Annotated in this window: 19 protein-coding genes and 1 riboswitch; of the genes, 11 read left to right on the top strand and 8 right to left on the bottom strand. The window is 45.7% G+C overall.

Annotated elements, in window-relative coordinates:
• Positions 1-70: 70 nt before the first annotated feature.
• From AC1DCV_RS18895 to AC1DCV_RS18885, 3 genes are all read left to right on the top strand, one after another.
• A complete protein-coding gene (locus tag AC1DCV_RS18895; protein WP_477024612.1) occupies positions 71-688 on the top strand; it encodes a CGNR zinc finger domain-containing protein in 618 nt (205 codons plus the stop codon).
• The gene (locus AC1DCV_RS18890) at positions 681-1,580 is read left to right on the top strand and encodes an EamA family transporter (protein WP_477024611.1); all 900 of its coding nucleotides are present in this window, start codon (positions 681-683) and stop codon (positions 1,578-1,580) included. Before AC1DCV_RS18895 ends, AC1DCV_RS18890 begins: the two co-directional genes overlap by 8 nt.
• Before the next feature lie 226 nt (positions 1,581-1,806).
• Positions 1,807-3,993 carry a bifunctional alpha,alpha-trehalose-phosphate synthase (UDP-forming)/trehalose-phosphatase gene (locus AC1DCV_RS18885; RefSeq protein WP_477024610.1) on the top strand — a complete coding sequence of 729 codons (2,187 nt, stop codon included), beginning with the start codon at positions 1,807-1,809 and terminating at the stop codon, positions 3,991-3,993.
• Between the two features lie 101 nt (positions 3,994-4,094).
• Here the strand turns inward: AC1DCV_RS18885 and AC1DCV_RS18880 are convergent, their stop codons facing one another.
• A complete protein-coding gene (locus tag AC1DCV_RS18880) occupies positions 4,095-5,876 on the bottom strand; it encodes a glycoside hydrolase family 15 protein (RefSeq protein WP_477024609.1) in 1,782 nt (593 codons plus the stop codon).
• Between the two features lie 168 nt (positions 5,877-6,044).
• Between AC1DCV_RS18880 and glk the strand changes: the two genes are divergently transcribed.
• From glk to AC1DCV_RS18860, 4 genes are all read left to right on the top strand, one after another.
• Positions 6,045-7,100 carry a glucokinase gene (glk, locus tag AC1DCV_RS18875; RefSeq protein ID WP_477024608.1) on the top strand — a complete coding sequence of 352 codons (1,056 nt, stop codon included), beginning with the start codon at positions 6,045-6,047 and terminating at the stop codon, positions 7,098-7,100.
• Positions 7,101-7,112: 12 nt separating this feature from the next.
• A riboswitch (Fluoride riboswitch) is annotated at positions 7,113-7,184 on the top strand.
• 43 nt (positions 7,185-7,227) lie between these two features.
• Positions 7,228-8,514: a voltage-gated chloride channel family protein gene (locus tag AC1DCV_RS18870; RefSeq protein ID WP_477024607.1), complete on the top strand. Its 1,287-nt coding sequence runs from the start codon at positions 7,228-7,230 to the stop codon at positions 8,512-8,514.
• A gap of 50 nt (positions 8,515-8,564) precedes the next feature.
• Positions 8,565-8,939 (top strand): VOC family protein, encoded by a 375-nt coding sequence (locus AC1DCV_RS18865; protein WP_477024606.1) that lies wholly within the window; start codon positions 8,565-8,567, stop codon positions 8,937-8,939.
• A 90-nt stretch (positions 8,940-9,029) separates the two neighbouring features.
• A complete protein-coding gene (locus tag AC1DCV_RS18860; RefSeq protein ID WP_477024989.1) occupies positions 9,030-9,335 on the top strand; it encodes a RidA family protein in 306 nt (101 codons plus the stop codon).
• A 653-nt stretch (positions 9,336-9,988) separates the two neighbouring features.
• Here the strand turns inward: AC1DCV_RS18860 and AC1DCV_RS18855 are convergent.
• From AC1DCV_RS18855 to AC1DCV_RS18840, 4 genes are all read right to left on the bottom strand, one after another.
• Positions 9,989-10,795 carry a quinone oxidoreductase family protein gene (locus AC1DCV_RS18855; protein WP_477024605.1) on the bottom strand — a complete coding sequence of 269 codons (807 nt, stop codon included), beginning with the start codon at positions 10,793-10,795 and terminating at the stop codon, positions 9,989-9,991.
• A gap of 524 nt (positions 10,796-11,319) precedes the next feature.
• Positions 11,320-12,918, bottom strand: coding sequence for an MFS transporter (locus AC1DCV_RS18850; protein ID WP_477024604.1), 1,599 nt, complete (start codon positions 12,916-12,918; stop codon positions 11,320-11,322).
• 2 nt (positions 12,919-12,920) lie between these two features.
• Positions 12,921-13,991, bottom strand: a complete 1,071-nt coding sequence (locus AC1DCV_RS18845) for an HlyD family secretion protein (protein WP_477024603.1) — start codon at positions 13,989-13,991, stop codon at positions 12,921-12,923.
• 3 nt (positions 13,992-13,994) lie between these two features.
• Positions 13,995-15,329, bottom strand: coding sequence for a TolC family protein (locus tag AC1DCV_RS18840; RefSeq protein ID WP_477024602.1), 1,335 nt, complete (start codon positions 15,327-15,329; stop codon positions 13,995-13,997).
• 86 nt (positions 15,330-15,415) lie between these two features.
• On the opposite strand from AC1DCV_RS18840, the gene AC1DCV_RS18835 reads away from it, so the two are divergent.
• Together AC1DCV_RS18835 and AC1DCV_RS18830 are read left to right on the top strand one after the other, a co-directional pair.
• Positions 15,416-16,234, top strand: a complete 819-nt coding sequence (locus AC1DCV_RS18835; RefSeq protein ID WP_477024601.1) for a helix-turn-helix transcriptional regulator — start codon at positions 15,416-15,418, stop codon at positions 16,232-16,234.
• A gap of 72 nt (positions 16,235-16,306) precedes the next feature.
• A complete protein-coding gene (locus AC1DCV_RS18830; protein WP_477024600.1) occupies positions 16,307-17,830 on the top strand; it encodes a S10 family peptidase in 1,524 nt (507 codons plus the stop codon).
• 98 nt (positions 17,831-17,928) lie between these two features.
• Here the strand turns inward: AC1DCV_RS18830 and AC1DCV_RS18825 are convergent, their stop codons facing one another.
• The 3 genes from AC1DCV_RS18825 to AC1DCV_RS18815 form a co-directional block, all read right to left on the bottom strand.
• A complete protein-coding gene (locus AC1DCV_RS18825) occupies positions 17,929-18,699 on the bottom strand; it encodes a porin family protein (RefSeq protein WP_477024599.1) in 771 nt (256 codons plus the stop codon).
• 17 nt (positions 18,700-18,716) lie between these two features.
• Positions 18,717-19,796 (bottom strand): PCMD domain-containing protein, encoded by a 1,080-nt coding sequence (locus AC1DCV_RS18820; protein WP_477024598.1) that lies wholly within the window; start codon positions 19,794-19,796, stop codon positions 18,717-18,719.
• A 79-nt stretch (positions 19,797-19,875) separates the two neighbouring features.
• Positions 19,876-20,952 (bottom strand): PCMD domain-containing protein, encoded by a 1,077-nt coding sequence (locus AC1DCV_RS18815; protein WP_477024597.1) that lies wholly within the window; start codon positions 20,950-20,952, stop codon positions 19,876-19,878.
• Between the two features lie 97 nt (positions 20,953-21,049).
• Between AC1DCV_RS18815 and AC1DCV_RS18810 the strand changes: the two genes are divergently transcribed.
• Positions 21,050-21,565 (top strand): FUSC family protein, encoded by a 516-nt coding sequence (locus AC1DCV_RS18810; protein WP_477024596.1) that lies wholly within the window; start codon positions 21,050-21,052, stop codon positions 21,563-21,565.
• Between the two features lie 56 nt (positions 21,566-21,621).
• Positions 21,622-22,455, top strand: coding sequence for a phosphatase PAP2 family protein (locus tag AC1DCV_RS18805; protein WP_477024595.1), 834 nt, complete (start codon positions 21,622-21,624; stop codon positions 22,453-22,455).
• Positions 22,456-22,988 lie beyond the last annotated feature (533 nt).

Below are 22,988 nucleotides of genomic sequence, written 5' to 3'. Positions count from 1 at the left end.
CCAGTAAAATAAGTTTTGCCGGTTAATAAATAAATTTACCTTTGTTGGGAGGACTTAAAAAGAAGGAGATATGTCTGTTCCCAAATCCATTTCTACACTCAGGCTCGATGGCGGAATTTTGTGCCTTGATTTCGTCAATACGGTTGACAACCGCAAGAAACAAACGACCTGTGACTACCTTTCGGGATTCAAAGAATTACTGCAATGGTATACACACACCAGGGCTTTATCTCCTAAAATTATTCATACCCTGGAACGGCTTGCAAAAGACTATCCGCAAAAAGCAGCGATTGTTTTTGAAAAAAGTCTGTTGTTGCGGGAATTGTTGCACCGGCTATTTACTGACATGATTGCAGGCAAAAATCCAGCGGCGAGTGACCTGGTGCAGTTCAATACTTACCTTGGGGAAGCATATGCTAACATAGAAATCAGTTGGTCAGCAGGCGCCGGAAAGTTACAGTTTAATGCACCAGCACTGGAGCAGGTATATTGGTGGTTGGTAAAATCGGCAGTAGAATTATATACAGGAGACAAACCCGCACAGATAAAAGAATGCCCCGCCTGTGGATGGCTCTTTCTCGATAAGAGTCGTAACGGCTCCCGAAAATGGTGCAGTATGAGTACCTGTGGAGATGTAGATAAAGTAACCCGGAATTATCAGCGTACTAAAAGAAAGAAAAATGGATAAGAAGACAGGCAGTTTATCATCCAAGATGATCCTATGCCTTTTAGCCGTATATATTATTTGGGGTTCCACCTACCTCGGTATGAAGATCGCCACCAAAGTGGTGCCTCCGTTCTTTCTGTCATCTATGCGCTTTTTGGTTGCAGGTTCCCTGTTGCTGGTCATAGGATGCCTGCGGGAAAAGACGTGGCCCAACCGTCAGCAGTTTTTATCTGCCTGCTTCGTGGGCATTGCCCTTATTGGTATCGGTAATACAACCGTCGCCCTGGCAGTACATCATATGCCCTCCGGACTAGTAGCACTCATGGTAGCTGCCATGCCTGCCTGGATCATGGGAATGGACTGGGCCTTTTTCAGTAAACAGCGTCCCTCCGGATTAACATTGCTGGGTATTGCCATCGGCTTTGGAGGTCTTTTCCTATTGTTTAATCCCTTTGCACATCATGAGGCCCGCACCTTTCCTTTATGGCCGGTGGCAGTAGTGGTGGCAGGTAATATCTGCTGGGCGGCAGGTACCTTATTTGTGCAACGCTTACCCATGCCTACGCAAATTACCAGTACCGCTATTCAAATGCTGGCAGGAGGCGTTTTCTCTTTCTTTGTCAGCCTGATCTTTGAACCCGGCGCCATCAATACCCTGCCCGCCATGACGACGGAAGCCTGGCAGGCTTATGTTTACCTGGTACTCATCGGCTCCCTGGTAGGATATACCTCCTATAGCTGGCTGTCTAAAAATGCGCCACCTGGACTCACCGCCACTTATGCCTATGTAAATCCTATTGTCGCCTTATTTCTCGGCTGGGCTATCGGCAATGAAGCGATTACTGGGATGGTGGGACTATCTGCAGCCATCGTTATCAGCGGTGTTGTGATGATGACCCTGGGTCGTAAATAAGCTTTTTACTTTCTGTTCCCCTTGATAATGATTATATTGTGGTTTCACACTTGTACAGGTATAGCCCTTATCCCTCTCGGGATAAACCCTGTTGAAGAACCATAGCCATTGTAGCAGCATTGTATTTATTTATATATGTAGGTTCCGCTCTTTTGGGTGCATTTTTTGTTTTTGTTGGTGCTATTCCGATTGGACGTAATTAGATAATAGATTATATAAACTGACTATGCGAAAGACCATTATTGTATCGAACAGGCTACCAGTAAAGATTTCAGAAACAAACGGTGATTATACGCTACAGCCCAGCGAAGGCGGCCTGGCAACAGGTTTGGGATCTATTTACAGAGAAGGTAATAATATCTGGATAGGCTGGCCGGGACAGGAAATCACCGATCCGAAGGAACAGGAAAAAATGACGAAGCAGTTGCGTAAAATGAACCTGATGCCGGTTTACCTGACACAGGATGAAATTAACAACTTTTACGAGGGCTTTTCAAATGAAACATTGTGGCCTGTTTTCCACTATATGGCCGTATATGCACACTATGAACAGGAACATTGGGATTCCTATTACCAGGTAAATAAAAAATTCAGAGATATCATTATGAAGGTAGCAGAACCCGGAGACATTATCTGGGTACACGACTATCAACTGTTATTATTACCAGGAATGATCAGGGCCGAAATGCCGGAGATCTCCATCGGTTTCTTTCAACATATCCCATTTCCATCTTACGAATTATTCCGCCTGATCCCCTGGCGCACAGAGATACTGGAAGGTATGCTGGGCGCAGACCTGATGGGCTTCCATACTTTTGATGATACCCGTCATTTCCTGAATGCGGCCAGCCGCCTGCTGCCTGTCAACACTTCCGCGAATGTGGTGTCTTATAATGACAGGGCCATTGTGGTGGAAACATTTCCAATGGGCATTGATTTTAATAAGTATGCCGACATGGGCAAAGACCCTGATGTATTGCTACAGATGCAGCAACTGAAGGAAAATTTCCAGGCAGAGGACCGGTTAATATTATCTATTGACCGCCTTGATTACAGCAAAGGGATCCTGCAGCGACTGGAAGCATTTGAATTGCTATTACAACTGCACCCGGAATACATTGGTAAAGTAGTGCTGTATATGATTGTTGTGCCCTCCCGTGATACCGTGTCACAATATAAGGAGCTGCGTGATCAGATAGATAAATATGTAGGGAATGTCAATGCCCGCTTCCGTACCCTGGCCTGGCATCCTATCCAGTATTTCTATCGTTCGTTCCCGTTGGAAACCTTATCGGCCCTCTATAATTTTGCAGACATCTGCCTCGTAACACCTATGCGAGATGGTATGAACCTGGTGAGCAAAGAGTATGTAGCCAGTCGTAATAACAACGATGGAGTCTTGATTTTGAGTGAGATGGCTGGTGCATCTAAAGAATTAATAGACGCCATCATCGTAAATCCTAATAACATTGGCGCCATTACCCGTGCTATCGTAGATGCACTTAACATGCCGCTCCCAGAGCAGCAACGCCGCATGAAACAAATGCGATCCATAGTTGCCAAGTTCAATATTAATCACTGGGTAAAATTGTTCATGACACGGCTGGATGAAGTAAATGAAATGCAAAAGAATATGCTGGCCCGCCGCGTGAACCAGGAAACGGCCGTATTAATAAGGCAGCAATACTTCAGTACTAAAAAGCGGATCATCTTCCTGGACTACGATGGTACACTGGTGGGTTTTCAACCCAACATCGATATGGCATCGCCGGATCCGGATCTGTACCAACTGCTCCGGGAGCTGGCCAGCATACCAGGTAACGACCTGGTAATGATCAGTGGCAGAAACCATGAAACATTAGGGGAGTGGTTCGGTCATCTGAAACTGGACCTCATCGCGGAACATGGCGCCTGGCAGAAAACCAAGGAAGGAGAGTGGTACCAGCTGCCGGGTTTAACGGACAAGTGGAAGAAGGAAATACAGCCTATCATGGAATTGGCTACAGACCGTACTCCGGGCTCTTTTATAGAAGAGAAAAGCTATTCTCTCGTATGGCATTACCGCAAAGTAGAATCCGGCCTGGGCGAACTACGCGCTAATGAACTGATGAATACCCTTCGCTATTACACTGTGGAAAAAGGACTTCAGGTATTGCCCGGCGATAAAGTGATTGAAGTAAAAAACGTAGAGATCAACAAAGGTAAAGCAGCACTCAGCTGGCTGAATCATAAAAAGTACGATTTCATTATGGCTATGGGAGATGATGTAACGGATGAAGATATCTTTAAAGCCCTTCCGCCAAAAGCCATTACTATTAAAGTCGGCAGCCAGGTATCCGCCGCCCAGTATTACTTAAGAAGTTATCATGAGGTAAGACACCTGTTGAGGACCCTGAGAAACAGGGAAGCGTAAATAGCTTTTAGCCATTAGCTTTTAGCTTTTAGCAAAATGCAGCGGAGATAGACATATATTATGTTCTCCGCTGCATTTTGCTAAAAGCTAAAAGCTAAAAGCTATAAAAATATCGGCATATCCAGTTTCATTGATATTCTGTAGGCGGCATTCATCAAACCTACATGGCTATACGCTTGTGGGAAGTTACCCCACTGACTGCCGGTTTCGGCTTCTACGTCTTCACTAAAAAGCAATAGGTGGTTGGAATATTGCAGCAGCTTACCGAATTCGCGCTGGGCATCATCCAAACGGCCCACACAGGCAAGCGCTTCTACATACCAGAACGCACATACGAGAAATGTAGTTTTAGGTTTACCAAAATCGTCGGAGTGACGATAACGGTAAAACAAGCCTTCCGGAGTTTTGAGTTCTTTCTCCAGTGCAATGAGGTGATCACGAGCACGTTCGGAAGCCGGATCCAGGTAGTTCATCATGATCAGTTGTAACGTGCTGGCATCCAAGTGTTGGCTGCCGGCAGCATTAGTATATACTTTTCTTACCGGATCATAGCAGCTTTCAATATGTTCGGCAGCACGATTTTTGAGTTCCACTGCCTTTTGCAGGAGAGGCTCATTGCCGATGGTCCGGGCCATCTTCTCTGCTGCGGCGCAGCCTGCCCATTGGAAGAGATTCGTATAGCAATGAATGTTAGCCATGTTTCTGAACTCCCAGATGCCTGCATCTTTTTCATCGATTGTTTTTTCAATCTTCTTCAACAGCAGTTCTATCCAGCGGTCGGAATCTTTTCTCTCTGAAAAAACAAAACGATGATCTGTATATAAAGGAAGCATCGATATCAGTACTTGCCCATATATATCATTCTGAATATGCTCATAGGCCTGGTTGCCGATTCGTACGGGCTTATTACCCAGGTAACCATCCAGATGGGGGAGGATGGTTTCGGATAAAGTCTTTTGACCGGTGATGCCGTACAATGGCTGGTAACGGAAATCGCCGGAGAAGGAGATATCTGTTATATAACCAAAGTAGCGTTCCATTTCTTCAAAATGCCCGATATGGTTTAAGGCCGTGATCACATAATAGGTATCACGCATCCAGCAGTAACGATAGTCCCAGTTGCGCCCACTTTCCGGGAATTCCGGTAAGCTGGTGGTGCTGGCAGCAATAATAGCGCCGGTATCTTCATACTGGTGTATTTTCAACGTTAACGCCGACCGGATAACATATGGTTGAAAGTAGTTGGCAATAGAAGAGTGTTTGATCCAGGTTCTCCAATAGGAAATGGTTTCCCGGAGGAACCGTTCTGCCGTACTCGCCAATGGGGCTTCCAGCGGATGCCCATAGGTAAGAATGAGGTAACGGGTATCATTCAGCACAAAATATTCTTCTTCAAAAAGATAACTGACAGCGATATTGGTGGTAAGACGGATGTTTTCATCACAGCCGCCAAATTCAATATGACTGCTGCCCCGTAGCCGTTTCAGTTTCTCGGCGCCATAATCACAAACAGGCTCACATTTTACCCGGATGCGTGGCGAGCCCTCCAGCGGTTCTATTTTCCGGATAAGCATCAGCGGTTTAAAGAAGCGTTCGTACTGCAGGAAACGAGGGGAGAAGTCGGTAATGCGATAGCTACCTTCAGTTGTCGTAATTTCAGTACAGAGTACATTTGTATTTTCAAGGTAGTATTGATGAGAAGCGTAATCGGCCTCAGGGAGGATGGAGAATTCGCCCCCTTTCTTTTTATCCAGCAGTCCGCCGAAAACGAAGGAGCTATCCATGCGGGGCCAGCAAAGCCAATCAATATTAGTATTCCTGTTTACATGCGCCAGAAAAGCGCAGTTGCCAATAATTCCTGTCTGATAAGTATGTCTTTCCATGAGGCCTGCGATTTGTTAGAATTACACTTTACACTTAAAATTGTTCATCCCGGAACAAAAGCTGTTCCAAGAATGCCCTGCTGGATTTCTATCTTCATTTATTAACAAAACATATCATTCTGAAGTCTTACCAGAATCCCTTATTTTTAAGTATAAAGTTCCACAACGATGCAAACATTGAAAAAGCAGCATTACCTGCCACAGTTTATTGCGCCAACCCATGGTGGGGATACCAAAACCTATCTGCTGGCTGGTGATCTGGGCGGTACCAAAACAAATCTTGCGCTGTTCAGTACTGTTGACGGGGAGTTGGATATGATACGGGAGCAGAAATATGCGTCCCGTGATTATGCTAATTTTTCTGAGATCATCCAGCACTTTATCAGTGAAAGCAGGGACACGCCACCGCAGCGTATATGCATTGGCGTAGCAGGTCCGGTAGTAAAAGGAAAAGTGGAGCTGACTAATTTATCCAGGGAGCTGAGTGAAGATGAAATCAGGCAGAGCACCGGGATCACGGCAGTAGCCCTGATCAATGACCTGGAAGCTACCGCTTACGGATTGGCGACCCTGGCACCGCAACAACTGACAACACTTCACCGTGGCGCATCTGAGCATACTGGCAATATAGCCATCATTGCACCGGGTACAGGTTTGGGTATGGCCGGACTCTACTGGGACGGGGAGCATCATCATCCATTTCCTACAGAAGGCGGACATACCGATTTTGCACCGAGAACAGATCTTGACATTTTGTTGCTGAGATACCTGCAGGAGAAATATGATGTGGTGAGCTGGGAACGGGTAATCAGTGGGCCTGGACTGTATGATATCTACCAGTTTTTAAGAGATATAAAAGGAATGGAAGAACCTGCGGAACTACGGGCTGCTATGAATGCGGGAGATCCTTCGGCAGAAATAAGTAAAGCGGCTATTGCAGGCAGAATACCGGTATGTGTGAAAACAATGGAGTTGTTTGTACGTTACCTGGCCCGTGAATCCTGCAACCTGGTATTGAAAATGAAAGCCACTGGCGGATTGTTTCTTGGTGGGGGAATTCCGCCCAAGATAGCGGTCCTGCTGGAAACCGGAGAATTCTATCATCATTATATGCAGGGAGATCGGATGGCGGAGTTATTGGCGAGTGTACCCATTCATATYGTCAATAATGATAAGTCAGCGCTATGGGGCGCAGCATTTTATGCTGGATTATTAAAAGATTAAAGTTATTTTTGCGACATAACAGGAAATGGTGTCTTCCTGACCCAAACCGTCAGCCCAGAGCTGTCTGATGGCGCCTACAAATATTAGAATGGTATGTACTACCATTTAACACTGCTATTTGTAGGATATGAATAAACTGAAAACTTCGTTGGAGCAATTGACAGTGGCTTATCAGCTGCTGCGCTGGACTGTATTGGTAACTCCCGTTGCTATCGTGGTCGGATCATTGGTGGCATTATTTCTTTGGTTGCTGGACCTGGTAACGCACATACGCTGGGAGCATGAGTGGTTATTATTTGGATTGCCGCTGGCTGGCCTCCTGATTTACTGGTTATACCGCCTTGGCGGCAAACAGGCTGATAAGGGCAACAACCTTATCATGGAAGAGATTCATCAACCCGGAGGTGGCGTGCCTGCCCGTATGGCTCCATTGGTATTACTGACCACCATTATTACTCATTTATTTGGAGGTTCCGCCGGACGTGAAGGAACAGCAGTACAGATCGGCGGTAGTATGGCCGGACTGATCGGGAAGAAACTGGGACTATCGCCTGCGGATATACGAATTTTACTGATGACGGGAATCGCGGCTGGTTTCGGGGCAGTATTTGGTACACCTCTTACCGGGGCGGTGTTTGCGTTGGAGGTACTGGCAATAGGTGTGATGCGTTATGAGGCATTGGTACCTTGTTTGATTGCTTCAGTTTTTGCAGACATCGTATGCAGTGCCTGGGGCATTCATCACACACATTACGGCATTACCTATATTGGCCAACCTTTCATGGAGGCGATGCCCTTTATTCACTTGGATCTCTGGTTGTTAGGGAAAGTAATTGTTTGCGGCGTAGCCTTTGGGCTGAGTAGTTTTTTGTTCTCGAAACTCATGCATAGCATTAAATATAACGCTAACGCATATATTAAAATACCCTGGTTGATTCCTGTTGTCGGTGGTGTAGTCATCATATTATTGAGTTATGTGGCTGGTACAATGGATTACCTGGGTTTAGGTGTCAGCAGTAAATCACCGGATGGTATCAGCATATTGGCTGCATTTGACGCAAATAGCAGCGTAAACGATTGGAGTTGGCTCTGGAAGCTGGTTTTCACGGCAATTACACTTGGAATGGGATTCAAAGGGGGAGAGGTCACGCCTCTTTTTTTCATAGGTGCAGCATTGGGGCATACGCTGGCTTTGCTGTTAGGCGCTCCTGTAGACCTTTTTGCGGGACTTGGATTCATTGCTGTTTTTGCAGGCGCTACAAATACCCCGATTGCCTGTACGTTAATGGGGGTTGAATTATTTGGCACCACGCACGTTCTATATTTTGCTATCGCTTGCTTCACCGCTTATTATTTCAGCGGACATTCAGGCATCTACGGTGCACAGCGACTGGAAGTGAGGAAGTTGCGCTAACAATTTTGTTAGTATCTTTTTCTTTTCCATACTGCTTTTACCTTTGGTGTATGACGAACATTACAGGTATGCATCATATCGCCATACGGGCTAAAGACTACAAAGCAACGATAAAATTTTATGAAGCCCTGGGGCTAACCTTGTATCACAACTGGGTTTTACCGGAATTCAATATCGAGTACGCCGCGCTGCTGAACATACCAGGTACGGCTTCTTATATAGAAGTATTTGATAAGGACGCCAATGTAGCTACTCAGGGACGCAAGGCTACCGCAGGAGAAACACCGGTAGCAGGTGCGCTATTACATTTTGCACTTACCGTAAAAGACGCCACCCTGGCTTATAATGAGGCAATTGCTTTAGGAGCATCCAGCTGTGTTCCGCCATCAGTGCTGTTTCTGGGGGAACCACCGCTTACGGATTGATTCTGTGTGGGTTTCGCTGCTGATATTTCCTTTTATTTTGTAGGATAAAATCAAAAGAATGGAAAAAGGAACAAGTGCTCCACAACTCATATATCCGGGCAAGGCGGCGAAACGGTTGACGGCAACCTAGTGAATGATTTCCGGACACAATTAAAACAGGCTTTCAGTAATCTGGCAACGGCATTAGCTTCTCAGGGATTAACCTTCCAGGATGTAGTAAAACAAACCACGCTGGTGGTTGACCATAATGAAGACAAATTAAAAGCGCTCGGCGAAGAAACCTCGCTGATCTGGACAGACAAAAAGTTTCCTGTCAACACATTAATTCCGGTACCGCGCCTGGCACTGGATGGAATGCTGATCGAAATTGAAATGCTGGCGGTAAAACGTTCGTAGGAATCATCCGGGAACGCCAGTGCCTGATCATTATTTAATCCGTTTAAAATGGGAGTGAGTATTTCACAGCCATTTTAAACGGATTTTTTCATGTTTAAGCAAGGCGCTGAGAATGAAATAAACCGGGGGACACCCCGGATATTTATTTTTACGTAAACCTCAGCGTGTTCAATTTCAATGAATTATATCGATTTAGAGAGGCACTCTAATAGAATCAACTTTCATCGATGAGCACCAACAAAAACTCAAGGATCGTCCCAGTAGATTAAAAACAATTAAGATCATTTAAATTGAATCTTGTTATTCCTATAATTTATATTATGTTAAATATAAAACATTCTCTTTAGATATCATTAATTAATAAGCTCAGATCCTACCCGGCGAGTGCTTGTTGAATTTTGACGTTTTACCCACAACAAATCAGCCGTCTGATAAATGGATGATTGGTGTTCGCCCTTCAGCTAAACCATATCATCCATTCTCAGCGTGTGCAATTTAAAATTCTATGATTGTTGGCGATTAAATTTCCGCCAGGCCGATGTTAGATAATCTGTGGCCCCTACCGACCTGACGAAGTGTCCGAAGGTTTAAGAAATTCGAATCTCTCTCTCGTTTATTTTTTTTGAAAATTAAGTTCGCCCGGGAATTCAATATTAAATCGTTACCACCAACCGCCGCCCGTCCGGAATATCTAAATTCCAAAGCTCAGCGATATCCTCCATTTTAACGGTGATCGTTTCTACTTTAAGCTTTCCTTCGGCTGCCAATACAAACATTTCAGGAAGTATTTCTTTAAACAGATCGGTCACTTGCTGTTTTGACCAGGCGCCAAGCCCGGATCCTGTTAACTGGAGATCCACGCTACGCAGGTTTGCGGCTGACAGTTGAATGAGATCCCCGGTTACCGCACCCACAGAAACATACCTTACTTTATTGGTGAAAGAACCATCTCCTTTTAAACACGCAAATATCATCTCCGCCGTGTGTCCCCAGAGATAATCAATGATCACATCAATCGGCGTTTGTGTGTGAAAACCTGTGGCGCCATTGATGAGTACTACATCACCCGGTTGAATGGCCGCTTTAAACCGTAACCCCATTGCAGCCCCTATCACGGCATTGGGTATAGCCGCCGCAGTGGCGTCATCCAGGCCATCAGGCAATCTGACAACCCGGTCTTTATCGATAACCGCTTTTTCTGCCAGCATGCCGCTTATGCCCATGGCGTATACTTTGGTTCCGTCTTCCAATAAGCAAACACCATCACCACCAATCACCTTGCCGCCTTCCCCGGGCACATCACTGGAGTAATGCTTTCCAGCAGCGCGCCCTTTATCAAAGTGTTTAATGGCGACTGCCTTCACACGCACTAATAATTCATTATTTTTTTGAGCGGTTGGCTCGGGAAAATCAACATACTGAGGCAATGCTCCTTCGGGATACATAACTGCTGCTTTCATTTTTTTCTTTTTGTTACAACAAAAGTAGATCAGGATGTACCACCCGAACGATAACATATGTTATCAAGTTCAGAAATGCAATTTGCCTTTTGCCAATTTGTTTTTAATCCGGCTCAGGTGCACCGTACTCACGCCCAGGTAAGACGCAATATAATGTTGTGGAACCCGCTGAATAATATGCGGCCTTTCGCTCAGTAATTTTTGATACCGCTGTTCTGGAGTATCACGTATAAAAGAAACAAATTCATTGATATAATGTGTTTGCCTCTGGGCGGAAACCTGCAGGAGCATTTGTACAAAGTCAGGCTCACGACTCAACTCCTCCATCAATTGGGTCACATATTGCCTGGGGAGCAAATAAATAACTGAGGGTGCTATGGTTTCAATCGCAAACTGGCTCGGCGCGCTGTTGACGAAACTTTCGAAAGAAGTCAGCCCTTCATTTCATTGATATGCTAAGATAAGCATCTCAACATTCAAAGAATAAGCGCTGGGATAAAATAAAATTCTCCTGAGCCCCTTCCTTATACTGTAGCTGCCGCCGGCTGTTTGGCTTTCACGTTAATGACTGTACGATTTATAATATACGGCGTCATCACAATCAGTAACATCAATACCAATATCAGGATGGCCACCAACTCGTAGTAGTCCATTGCATATTTTAAAAATGCCTGTTTCTGAATAGCTTTGTCCAATAGTCCCGGCGCCAGTTTCGCCGCCTGATCTGCCATCAGCCCCCGCGCTTGTAAGGCTGACTGGTAAGTATGCAGGCGCTCCGCCAATCCGTTGTCCACTCCTGATATGCCATCACTCAACCGCATCGCATGCGTTTTGGTAAAGTACAGGGAGAAATAATTAATCAACGCGGTACTCGTGGCGAAAAAAGTAAATCGTATAAATACCCCGGCTGTAGAAGCAGATACACTGATACTCTCCGGTACAGACGAGATGATAAACAGTACGATAGGCGTTAGCAACATGCCTGCCCCCCAGCCCTGGATGATCAGTGGGAATATAAAAGTAGACTGGTCGGCCTCAGAAGCAAACAGAAAGTACATAGAACAATGAAACACCAGCAACCCGAAAAAGCCTACCAACCAGATGAATTGTAGCGGTCTTTTCCTGATCACCAACCGCGCTGAGATAACGGCGCCAATCACAATCCCCACCAGGTTGTACGACAATAACTCATAGGTGTGTAGCGGATCCATTCCCAAAACCGTAGAGAAAAAGCTGGTCGTTACATTAAACGATCCCCGGATCAGGTAAAGCCCGCCCAATAAGAGAATACCAAATAGAAATGCTCTCGATTTAAATACATCCATATTAATAAAAGGCCGCTTACGATGCAACTGCCTTACCACAAAAGTGGCGGCCAGGAATACTACACCGATCATGCATCCCACTATCCTGGCATCCTGCAGCCAGTAATATTGCTGCCCGTAAATCAGGATATATCCCAGCATAATCAACATGGGCGCATATAGAAAGAAACTGGTCCAATCCAGCTGGTATAGCGGCATGCGGCGTACCAGGTGCACTTTGTTCATTAACAGGAGTAGTAATACCGCCCCAGGAACAAATGCATAAATGATCATTTTATACAACACGTTATATTCAAAATCATCTACCAGCGGTGCGGTCACCAATGAGGTCAATGAGCCTGAACAGAGGATCATTCCATAAAAGATGGCGTATCCTACTTCCCTTGCGTGTTCTGACTGCAGCCTGCTGAACAGCAGGGTTAAACAAATGCTGGTTACACCACAGTTCAGTATTCCCTGCAGAAAACGACAGATGAAAAGAACGGGAATCTCCCGGGTGTGATAGCACCAGTAAGTCACCATTACCTGTAGTACCAGGCAGATCAAAAAATATTCTTTTGTAGCAATGCGACTGAAAAAACGTTTCTCTAATGGCGTAAAAGCCACTAAGGACGCGTAATACACCAGCATAGAAAATTGTATATCCTGCGGTTCTGCTCCATAAAATCCCGTAGCTGCGTTCACGTTAGCTGTAGACAAAGCAAACAACATCACCGTGGGAAACAATACCAGGAAGATAGTCAGTCTGATCAGCCATTCGGGCACCCATGAGCGGAATATCTGTTTACCTTGCCCCATGATTATTTACGTTCTTTTACAATAGATACATTCACATTCATACCGGCAGATAATAATTTCAATTCCTCAGGTGTACCATCCAGTCGGATACGCACCGGAATACGCTGCGCAATTTTTACGAAGTTACCAGTAGCATTATCTGGCGGCAACAACGAAAAGCGGCTGCCAGTGGCGCCTGACAGCGATTCAATTTTGCCGGTCAGTTTCTTCCCGGGAAAAGCATCCACGGCTATTTGCGCAGTTTCGCCCACCGCCATGTGACGGATCTGCGTTTCTTTAAAGTTGGCGACCACCCATTTACCGGCTTCCCAGTCTACGATATATGCCAGTACTTGTCCTGCCTGCACAAGCTGCTTAGGTTGAATCGTGCGGCGACCCATTTTACCATTGTAAGGGGCGGTGATAATGGTATAAGAAACGTTGAGATCATTCTTTATCACTACAGCCATTCGCCGCTTGATTTCTGCTTCCAGGGCGCTCTGCTGCACTTTGGCATCGTTGATCTTTGCCAGGGAAGCCTGATAGGCATCTATGGCAGTGCTGTAATCTGAACGGGCTATCGCCAGTGCTGCCTCTACCCTTTCCAGTTGTTGTTTGGTGGCAGATTCTACATCAAATAACTTTTTGTACCGATCATATTCCTGTTCCTGGTGTGTCAATTTTGCTTTGGCAGCGGCAATCTGTGACTGATATACTTTCGATGACTGAGCGGTGGTGCTGACATTACTTTCCAGTATGCCCACCTGTGCTTTCGCATTTAACAGGGAGGCTTCTGCTTCCTGTTGTTGTGCAGCATACTCGCTGTTATCAATGATAATCAGTGTGTCACCTTTTTTTACTTCCTGATTTTCTTCATACCGGATCTCTGCTATATAGCCCGTCACCTTTGCTACTACCGGGTTAATGTATTCATCCACCTGGGCGTCATTGGTTTCTTCAAATTTCATTTGATGGAGTAACGTTCTTATTCCCCAGATAGCCAGGCACACCACTACAATAGATGCGATGATCGTGGTGATACGTGAAATGAGTCTGTCAGTTCTATTGGTTTTCGTGTTGGTATTCGTCTTCATATATTAAAGGTTGCCTGTTGCTTTCAGTAGTTGATAGTATTGTAATTGTGCGGTGACTTGCGCCGTGGTAAGGTCAAAGCGGGATTGCAGCAATTGCGTTTCTGCATCCAGCAGGTCGGTCAATAAAGACAGCTGATTAAAATAGGTATTATTGACAATCCGGAAATTCTCTTTGGCCTGTGTGATATTATCATTAGCAACGCTTATGCGGGTAAGCGCTTCGGTGTAGCGCAGGTAGGCAGCTTTCACTTCCTGCCTTACCTGGTCCTTCGTATCCGCGTGTTCAATTTCCTGGCGCTCCAGGTTTATCTTTGCTTCCTGTTTCTTGTGTTTGTTCTGATAAAATGCAGAGATGGGAACTCCCGCTTTGACGCCTACCTGCCCTAATCCGTACAGGGCGATAGAATAAGGATAAAAGAGGATCTGTGGGTACGTATAGGCGTACTCGGCATATAGTCCTACTTTAGGAAGGATGTTACTTTTCACATCCTTCAGTTTCAATTCACTCAGCGCCGTTTCCTTTTCTGAAATCTTAAATGCAAAGGAATGTTCGTAAGCATCTGCCACATAATCTTCGTAGGTACGTGCAGGTGTTTGGGGAGCAATCAGGGTGTCTATCGAGAGCTGGTTCTCTATGCTGTCGGCCTGACCTATCATAATATTCAGCCGCTGGTTGGCGATGGCGATGCCATTCCTTATTTCCAGCAGTGTCATCTTTTGTTTGGACAACTTCAGTTCTGCGCGGAGCAGGTCACTTTTAAGAACTACGCCATTCCTATGCAGCTGCCGGATCTCTTCCAGTTCTTTCTCTCTTTCATGGATATCCTGCAACATTACTTTTTCATACATCCGTCCCCGGTAGATGTCCAGGTAAAGAGCGGCCGCTTTATAGCGGATTTCAGTGGTAGAAAGGTTTTGCTGCTCTTTCGCCAGTTCGGCTTCTGTTTGCCTGACTTTGATTTCCCGGTTGGTTTTGCCACCGTTGTATACATTGAGATAAGCATCTGCACCAAACTGGTAATAGCCGTGTACAACAGGATACTGTGTGGGCGCGTTAAGCAGGCCGTCTTCGTAGATGGCCAGATTGGAAACACGGGCATACACGCCATTTGCTTTTACTTCCGGTAAGCGCTCATCTTTGGCTGCTTTGGTGCGTTCGTCCATACTTTGTACACGGAGGTATTGCATTTGCAACTGGCGGTTGTAGACATCTGCTTTTTTCCATACATCCGTTAACGTTAGGGTATTCTTCTCAGGGTCCTGACTAAAGACTGTTTGGGTGCTGAATAGTGTGATAAACACCGCTCCTGCCAGCCACTTATTAGTAATTGTAGACATATCTATTGTGATGAAGATGCAAAGTTCCAACCCTATTGGTTAATTTATTTTCTATAAATTGCCATAAAATTGTTAGATCCGGCCAAATGAAAGATATTAATCCACAACTCATATTGGAAGATGTTGATGCCATCCCGGAATCCGCATATGTATGGCACTGGAAAACGGAGCATCATTTTTCCTACCATAAGCATAACAAAGGACAGCTGACGTATGTTGAGGGCGGGGTGGCTTTTTTATACACAAAAGATAAAACCTACTTCCTTCCTGCCCGCCATTATATGTGGGTGCCTGCAGGTGTGGAACATTACTTCCAGCACAGGTATCCGGCCAATTATGTACGCACGGTTTACTTTTTCAGTGAACCCGGAGATCAGGACGATCCTTTCTATACGAAAACAGGTATTTATCCAGTCAGCAATCTGTTACTGGAAATGATTCTTCATACTGCTTCCTGGGATGGTGATGTGTTGCCCGATGACAAGCGCTTTATATTCATTAAAGCCATGAAGAACATGCTGCCGGAAATCAGCTCCGTGCCATTGCCCATTACATTACCTACCACTGACAATCCACGGCTGAAGCCTGTTTTAAAATACATACAGGAAAATCTCGGAGAGCCATTATCGCTGGAAAGTGTAGGACACGAATTCAGCTACAGTGAACGTACGCTGACACGGTTATTCCGCTCCACCATGGATATTTCCTTCTTTCAATACCTGAAACTGGCCAGGATGATTAAAGCCATGGGCTACCTCCTGGAAACGGAGAAAACCATCAACGAAATCGCCTGGGATACCGGGTATAACAGCGTTTCCGCCTTCAGCAATACCTTCTATAAACTGGTGGGGAAAAGACCCAGTGACTTTCAACCAAAGGGAAACCGTCCATCCCAAAGTGTTTGAATTTATCGGGCTTTTACACAATCTTTAAAGTCAATCAAGATCTGCTTCATGAACTTAATGAGAAAGCCAATCATGCTACCCTTGCTAATGGCGGGCATGGTGAGCCTGACAACTGTACAGGCCCAACAAAAAAAGAGTCTGCCGGCACCTTCCTTAAAAGAAGATCTGCCATCACATTGGTCGGTGACGCTTAATCCGGATACTACCGTTACTACCTATCACGATGTAACAGTGAAGGGCAAGAAGATTCCGTATAAAGCGATTGCCGGCACGCAGCCCGTTTGGGACCAGGACGGCAAAGTATTGGCAGGGCTCTTCTACACCTATTACGAAAGAACTGATGTGAAAGACCGCAATACAAGGCCGTTGGTCATCTCTTTCAATGGCGGACCAGGTACGCCCTCCGTATGGATGCAAATCGCCTATACCGGCCCCCGGTTGCTGAACATTGATGAGGAAGGGTATCCTGTACAACCTTATGGCATACACGAAAATCCTGAGTCCATTCTTGATATTGCGGATATCATTTATATAGATCCCGCCAACACCGGTTTCTCCAGGGTACTTGGGAAGGACGTGCCCAGGGAAAAGTTCTTTGGTGTTAATGCAGACATCCGGTATCTCGCTGAGTGGATCAATACTTTCGTGTCCCGGCAGAACAGATGGGCATCTCCCAAATACCTGATAGGCGAAAGCTATGGTACCACCCGTGTATCCGGACTGGCACTGGAATTACAGAATGCACAATGGATGTATCTGAACGGCGTTATCCTGGTCTCCCCCACTGAACTTGGAATTAAGCGCAACGGGCCTGTGGACGCTGCTTTGCGGCTCCCCTATTTTACCGCTACCGCCTGGTATCACAAAGCCTTACCAGCCGATCTGCAACAGAAAGACCTGACCGCTGTTTTACCGGAGGTAGAAGCATTTACCATTCATGAACTGATCCCTGCTATCAGTCAGGGTGGATTTCTGGAAGAACAGCAACGTAAAAATATAGCCGCTAAAATGGCCCGCTACTCCGGCTTATCGGAGAAAGTAATCCTGCAGCATAACCTGAATGTGCCTCCCAGCTTTTTCTGGAAAGAGTTACTGAGAGATAAAGGATATACGGTAGGTAGATTGGATTCCCGCTACAGGGGTATCGATCGGGAAGATGCGGGGAACGGTCCGGACTATAATGCAGAGCTTACCTCCTGGCTACACGCGTTTACGCCTGCTATTAATATTTATCTCAGGGAAGAGTTGAAATTCCATACTGATTTGAAGTACATGATGTTTGGCCCGGTGCATCCATGGGATAACAACGGCGACAATACCGGTGAAAACCTGCGCGATGCGATGGCGGCTAATCCTTACCTTCATGTAATGATCCAATCCGGCTATTATGATGGCGCCTGTGATTACTTCAACGCGAAATACAGTATGTGGCAAATGGATCCGGGTGGGCGTTTGAAAGACCGTCTTTCCTGGCGTGGCTACCGCAGTGGTCATATGATGTACCTGCGCAAAGATGATCTGGCAACAGGTAATGATGATATCCGGGCATTTATAAATGCCTCTCTGCCTAAAACAGGACAGGCGGCGAAGTACTGAACCGGCTTTTAGCATTTAGCGTTTAGGCATTAGCGTAGATCAAACGCTAATGCCTAAACGCTAAATGGGGTTAGTCGCAATACTTTAACAGAAAGTCCTTATATTTTATACGCCACTCCCAGTGTGAAGTAGATATTATATAAAGGGAAAGACATACCCTTGAAATCACTTGGGAAGATAGGACGCAGGCCCCAGTCCAGGTTACCATTGATACTGAGTTTTTTACCAACCCGATAGGACGCACCGCCCTGTAAACCAGCATCGAAAGACCGCACTTCTGTACCAAAATCAAAGGTAGCTTCTGAGATGATCACCTTTTCACCTGTAGGGCCTCCATTGCGGATATAGCCATCAGAAACAGTTCCATGGAAATTAGAACTGAATAACCAGGCTACGTAACCACCCAGGTTAAAGCGCCATTTGTCGTTTGGTGTAAAGACAGCACTTATTGGAAAAGATACATATGCATTACGTACAATGGTTTTATTTTTACCACTGAAATCGCCTTCAAAACGACCTCCATCACTGGTGGTGATGATAGTAGGAAAATACTGTACTACATCTTTCGTACCCATTCCTTTGTAATCGAGTTTAACGGCTACTGCAGCGCCCCATTTACGGGTAGCGCGGTAAGATAATTCATAACCCAATGAAGGGCTGAATTCCGGCCAGAAGCCTTCTATTTTGCGAATCGTATTGGGAAAGCCCACCGGCGCAGTTCCTCCGAAATTAAATCCTGCCAGGATACGATGTTCCAGCATCGGTTTAAATCCACTGTTCTTCGTTTGTTCGTTTCCGTTATCCTGTGCAAATAAGGTAGTAGCTGCCATCAGCATCCCCAGCATCAGTCCTGATATTTTTATATTCATATGCTCAGATATAGTCTTTATTCGTGTACAATTTCCAAATTATCCAATACCAGTTTGCTGCCCACAGCACCTCTGTAATGGTCACCTTCCGCGCTGGAAGAGGCGATGATCGCCAACATCAATGGCTCACCCGGAATGACCGATTTACCCGCAACAGGTGTGAACGAAATATCGAAATGAGTCCAGTTGTTCTTTGCGGTTCCATCTCCTAATATAGCGGTGGCGATCACCCTGTCGGAAGTAAGGATATTGGTCGCGTCCAGCCTGGTGGTACCACTGTATAATACCGCGTAGATGGAGCATTTATCGATTTGTCCCGGCACCGGATTCGCCTCTTTATCTATGAACTGGGCACCTGGCTGGTACTTATAATTCCCGGTAAAGCTTTTAGGCATGATGCCCCTGTAAGGTTGTCCGAATTGGGTACACTTCAGCGGATTTTCCATCAGGTAGTCGGTTACGAAATTGCCGAGGAACATAGATCCGGCAAACAGGTGAATACCCATCCATCCGGACAGTGCATTACCTGGCATGGTTTCCATTTCTGCTGCGTACTTACCTTCAAAAGCATTGGTGCTGACATGCAAAGGGAAATCATTGATTTCTGTTACGCCTGTGATGGCGATCCCAATATTACCGGAAGCCCAGATATTACGGCCATCTTCGGCCAATGGGTTTACATATTTCCAGGAGCCACCGGATGGAGCCACCAACGTATCCCATCTTTCAAAACCAAATTTCCAGATACCTGTCTGCACTACCTCTACGGTATATGCTCTTTCCGTTCCTGTTGCAGAAGTAACTACATACTTTTTAATCCCGGTATTGTCAAACCGCAGTGTATCGCCGGATGCAGGTGACACATGGCCACCGGCACTCACCTTGATCACAGGCGCAATTCCTTTTTCAAAAGCTTCCTCTGTCAGATACAAGCGGATTTGAGATTTTGTCTGATCAATAAAAACATCTCCTGTCAATTGATTCTGTGCTACAGTGAAAGTTTCGATGTCTGCTTCAGGATTGAGAGGCGCATCCTTAATACACGACTGTAGCAGGCCCACCGAGGCCGCTATGCAACATAGTTTCCGTACATTCATTTTCCGTTCGATTTGTTAAAACTTCGCAAAGGTACGAAAGATGAATGTAGGCACCACATCAATAGCTGTCATGAAAGATTTATTGCGGAACTATCTTCACGCTATCCAGCACCAAACGACTGCCTATAGCGCCTTTATAAGTATCCCCATCTTTACTCGAAGAAGCTACAATCGCCATCATCATTTTATCATTGCCTGTGTATGATTGTAATTCTACAAACGGAACATCAAATTTTGTCCAGGCTCCCCTGGGGCCACCATCAGGTATAGTAGCACGGGCAAGGATCCTGTCTGACGTGTTAATGTTAGTGGCATCAAGACGAACGGTTCCTCTGTACAGTACCGCGTAAATCGAACAGCTATCTTTCATGCCCGCAATAATATTCCCGGCTTTATCCTGGTATTTTTCTCCCGGCTGATATTTATAATAACCTGTAAAACGGGAAGGCTTACCCAGGTAGGGCTGTCCGAATTGCGTAGCTTTCAACGGCGCCACAAATGCATTTGTGGGATCAAATACACCAAGAAAAAGAGAACCCGCAAATAATTTAATACCTACCAGGTTTGATAATGCCGTACCACCGCGTGTTACTAATTCCGCAGCATATTTTCCGTGATAAGCATCTGTGGTAGCCCGCAACGGATATTCCAGCGGATCTTTCTTTACACCGGATAACGCCACCCCGGGATTACCGGATGACCATAACATATTGGTATCCGCTATACTACTATCTATTTCTACCACATACTGATACTTATCTTTTTCATTCACCAGCCAATGCTCAAAATCCCATGCAAATACGCCTAAGTTGGCGACTACAATTGTATATGTTTTCTTATTGGCACCATTCGCAGAAGTAACTACATATTGCCTCGTACCTGTTCCATTAAATTTCAGCGAGTCGCCTGATGCAGGCACCACAGATGCTCCAGAAGAAACAGTAATCGTTGGAGCTACGCCACTATCAAAAGCTTCCGGTGTGAGCGACAAAACAATTCTGGCATTTGCCTGATCTATGAAAACGTCTCCGGTTAAATATTTGCGGTCTATCTTAAAAGTTTCAATATCTGCTTCCGGGTTGATGGGGGCATCTTTTATACAGGCGTGAAACGATGACATCAGTGTGGCCAGGTAGCATAGTTTCCTTATATTCATTCGCTTATTGGTTGAATAATTACAACACCCCCTAACGGTCAAAAGTTCATTTTTATTTCCTTCGCTGCATATTTCCATAAATTATTATCATTGCAACATGGTTGATCAACAGCGAATAAAGCGGCTATTAATTTATGCGGCGAAATGCGTAACAGGTGTGCTGGTAGTACTTGGCCTGTCATGGGCCTTTAATTATAAAGACATCATATGGGTATTAATTTCTGTGATGCTGGTGTTGTCTCCCGATGGATCTGATGCAGTAACGTTAGCGGTTACACGGATTAAAGCCAATGTAGTAGGTGGCATTTCCGGCTTCCTTTTAATCCTGTTGCATCCCAATATGATCCTGATGATGTGTACGGCTGTTTTCATTACAGTGATCATCTGTAACCTGCTCAACCTTGAAGCGGCCACCCGCACTGCGCTCGCAGCTACCATTATTGTGATGACACATGAAGCAGGGGCGCATGTATGGGATACCGCAGTAGAAAGAGTGCTGTCTGTACTGGCCGGTTGCCTCCTGGGATTACTCATTACATTTATCTTCCATAACAAGTATACGAAGCAAACAGCGGAAATGATCCTGCCTAAAGCGGATCGGGGTGGTGAATAGGGATTCAGAATTCCTCCAGAATTAGCCTATACATTTGGCTGATTAAGGAGTGATGCATGAAGAAAATGATATTCTCAGCAGGACTGGCATTGAGCGCCATTACCTGCTCCAGTAACGTAGCAATAGCCCAGGATACCGATTCCCTGCCTTCCGGAAAAGATTCCATTCGTATGGTAACGGCCATCCCTAAATACCCGCTTACCCACACCCGGACATCCGGATTTCACGTAACGGTAGCTGGAATTGCTGTTCCCGCAGCGATGATAGGCTATGGCTTAATTGCCCTGAATAATCCAACCCTCCGGGATCTCAACGCCACCACTAAAGCAGAACTGAAAGAGGATCATCCCACCTTCCGGACACATATCGACAACTACCTGCAATATGCGCCCGTAGCCGCAGTATATATACTGAATGCTGCTGGTGTACATGGTAAGCACAATTTGCGCGACCGGACCATTATCCTGGGTATTTCCGCTATCCTGACCGCTGGTACCGTAGAAGGTGTGAAACACTGGTCGCATGAGGAACGCCCCGATGGATCCGATTTCCTCTCCTTCCCTTCCGGCCATACCGCAACTGCTTTTGCCGCAGCGGAATTCCTCCGGCAGGAATATAAGGACGTGTCGCCCTGGTATGGGGTAGCCGGCTATCTGGCAGCTACTACCACAGGAGCCCTTAGAATGTACAATAATAAACACTGGCTGAGCGACGTAGTGGCTGGTGCTGGTGTGGGTATATTAAGCACCAAAGCGGCTTACTGGATGTATCCCTGGATACAACGGACACTATTTAAAGACAACTCCCGGAAAGCCGACAAGGTAATCATGCCGTTCTATAATCCCCAGTTTCACAGCGCCGGACTTAGTTTTATCTTCTTCCCACGGTAATCCCGGATCAGGTTGAAAAGTGCATTAGAACACCCATCATATAGTCAGCATTACCTTTTCCTTATGTAGGCACCGTCGAGGCTATGCCTGACACCCGCTTTGTACCTATAGTAACAGTGCAGTAAAGGTGGACTTGATGCGGGGGTGAGCTGCGGATGTTATGCCTGACACCGGCTATATACCTACAGTAACAGTGCAGTAAAGGTGGACTTGATGCGGGGGTGAGCTGCGGATGTTATGCCTGACACCGGCTATATACTTACAGTAACAGTGCAGCAGAGGTGGACTTGATGCGGGGGTGAGTGCCCGATATATAACCGGGATGAAATTGAATCAAAAGTCGGAAATGGCCATAGCAGGGCTGCTTCAGTACCAGACTGTAACTTTATTTCCAACTTGATCCGTCATCTACCAATCATGATAAAAATATTTCATACCGGCAACCGGATGAGGTTATTGACATGCAAATGTCCTGCTAACGTATATTAAAAAAAATTGGGGAGTATTAAGCGAAGAATAGATGGGGGTTAACC

The sequence above is a fragment of the Chitinophaga sp. 10T418 genome (assembly GCF_056394125.1).
The sequence above is the reverse complement of the archived record's forward strand: the minus strand, read 5'-3'. Positions and strand labels throughout refer to the sequence as shown.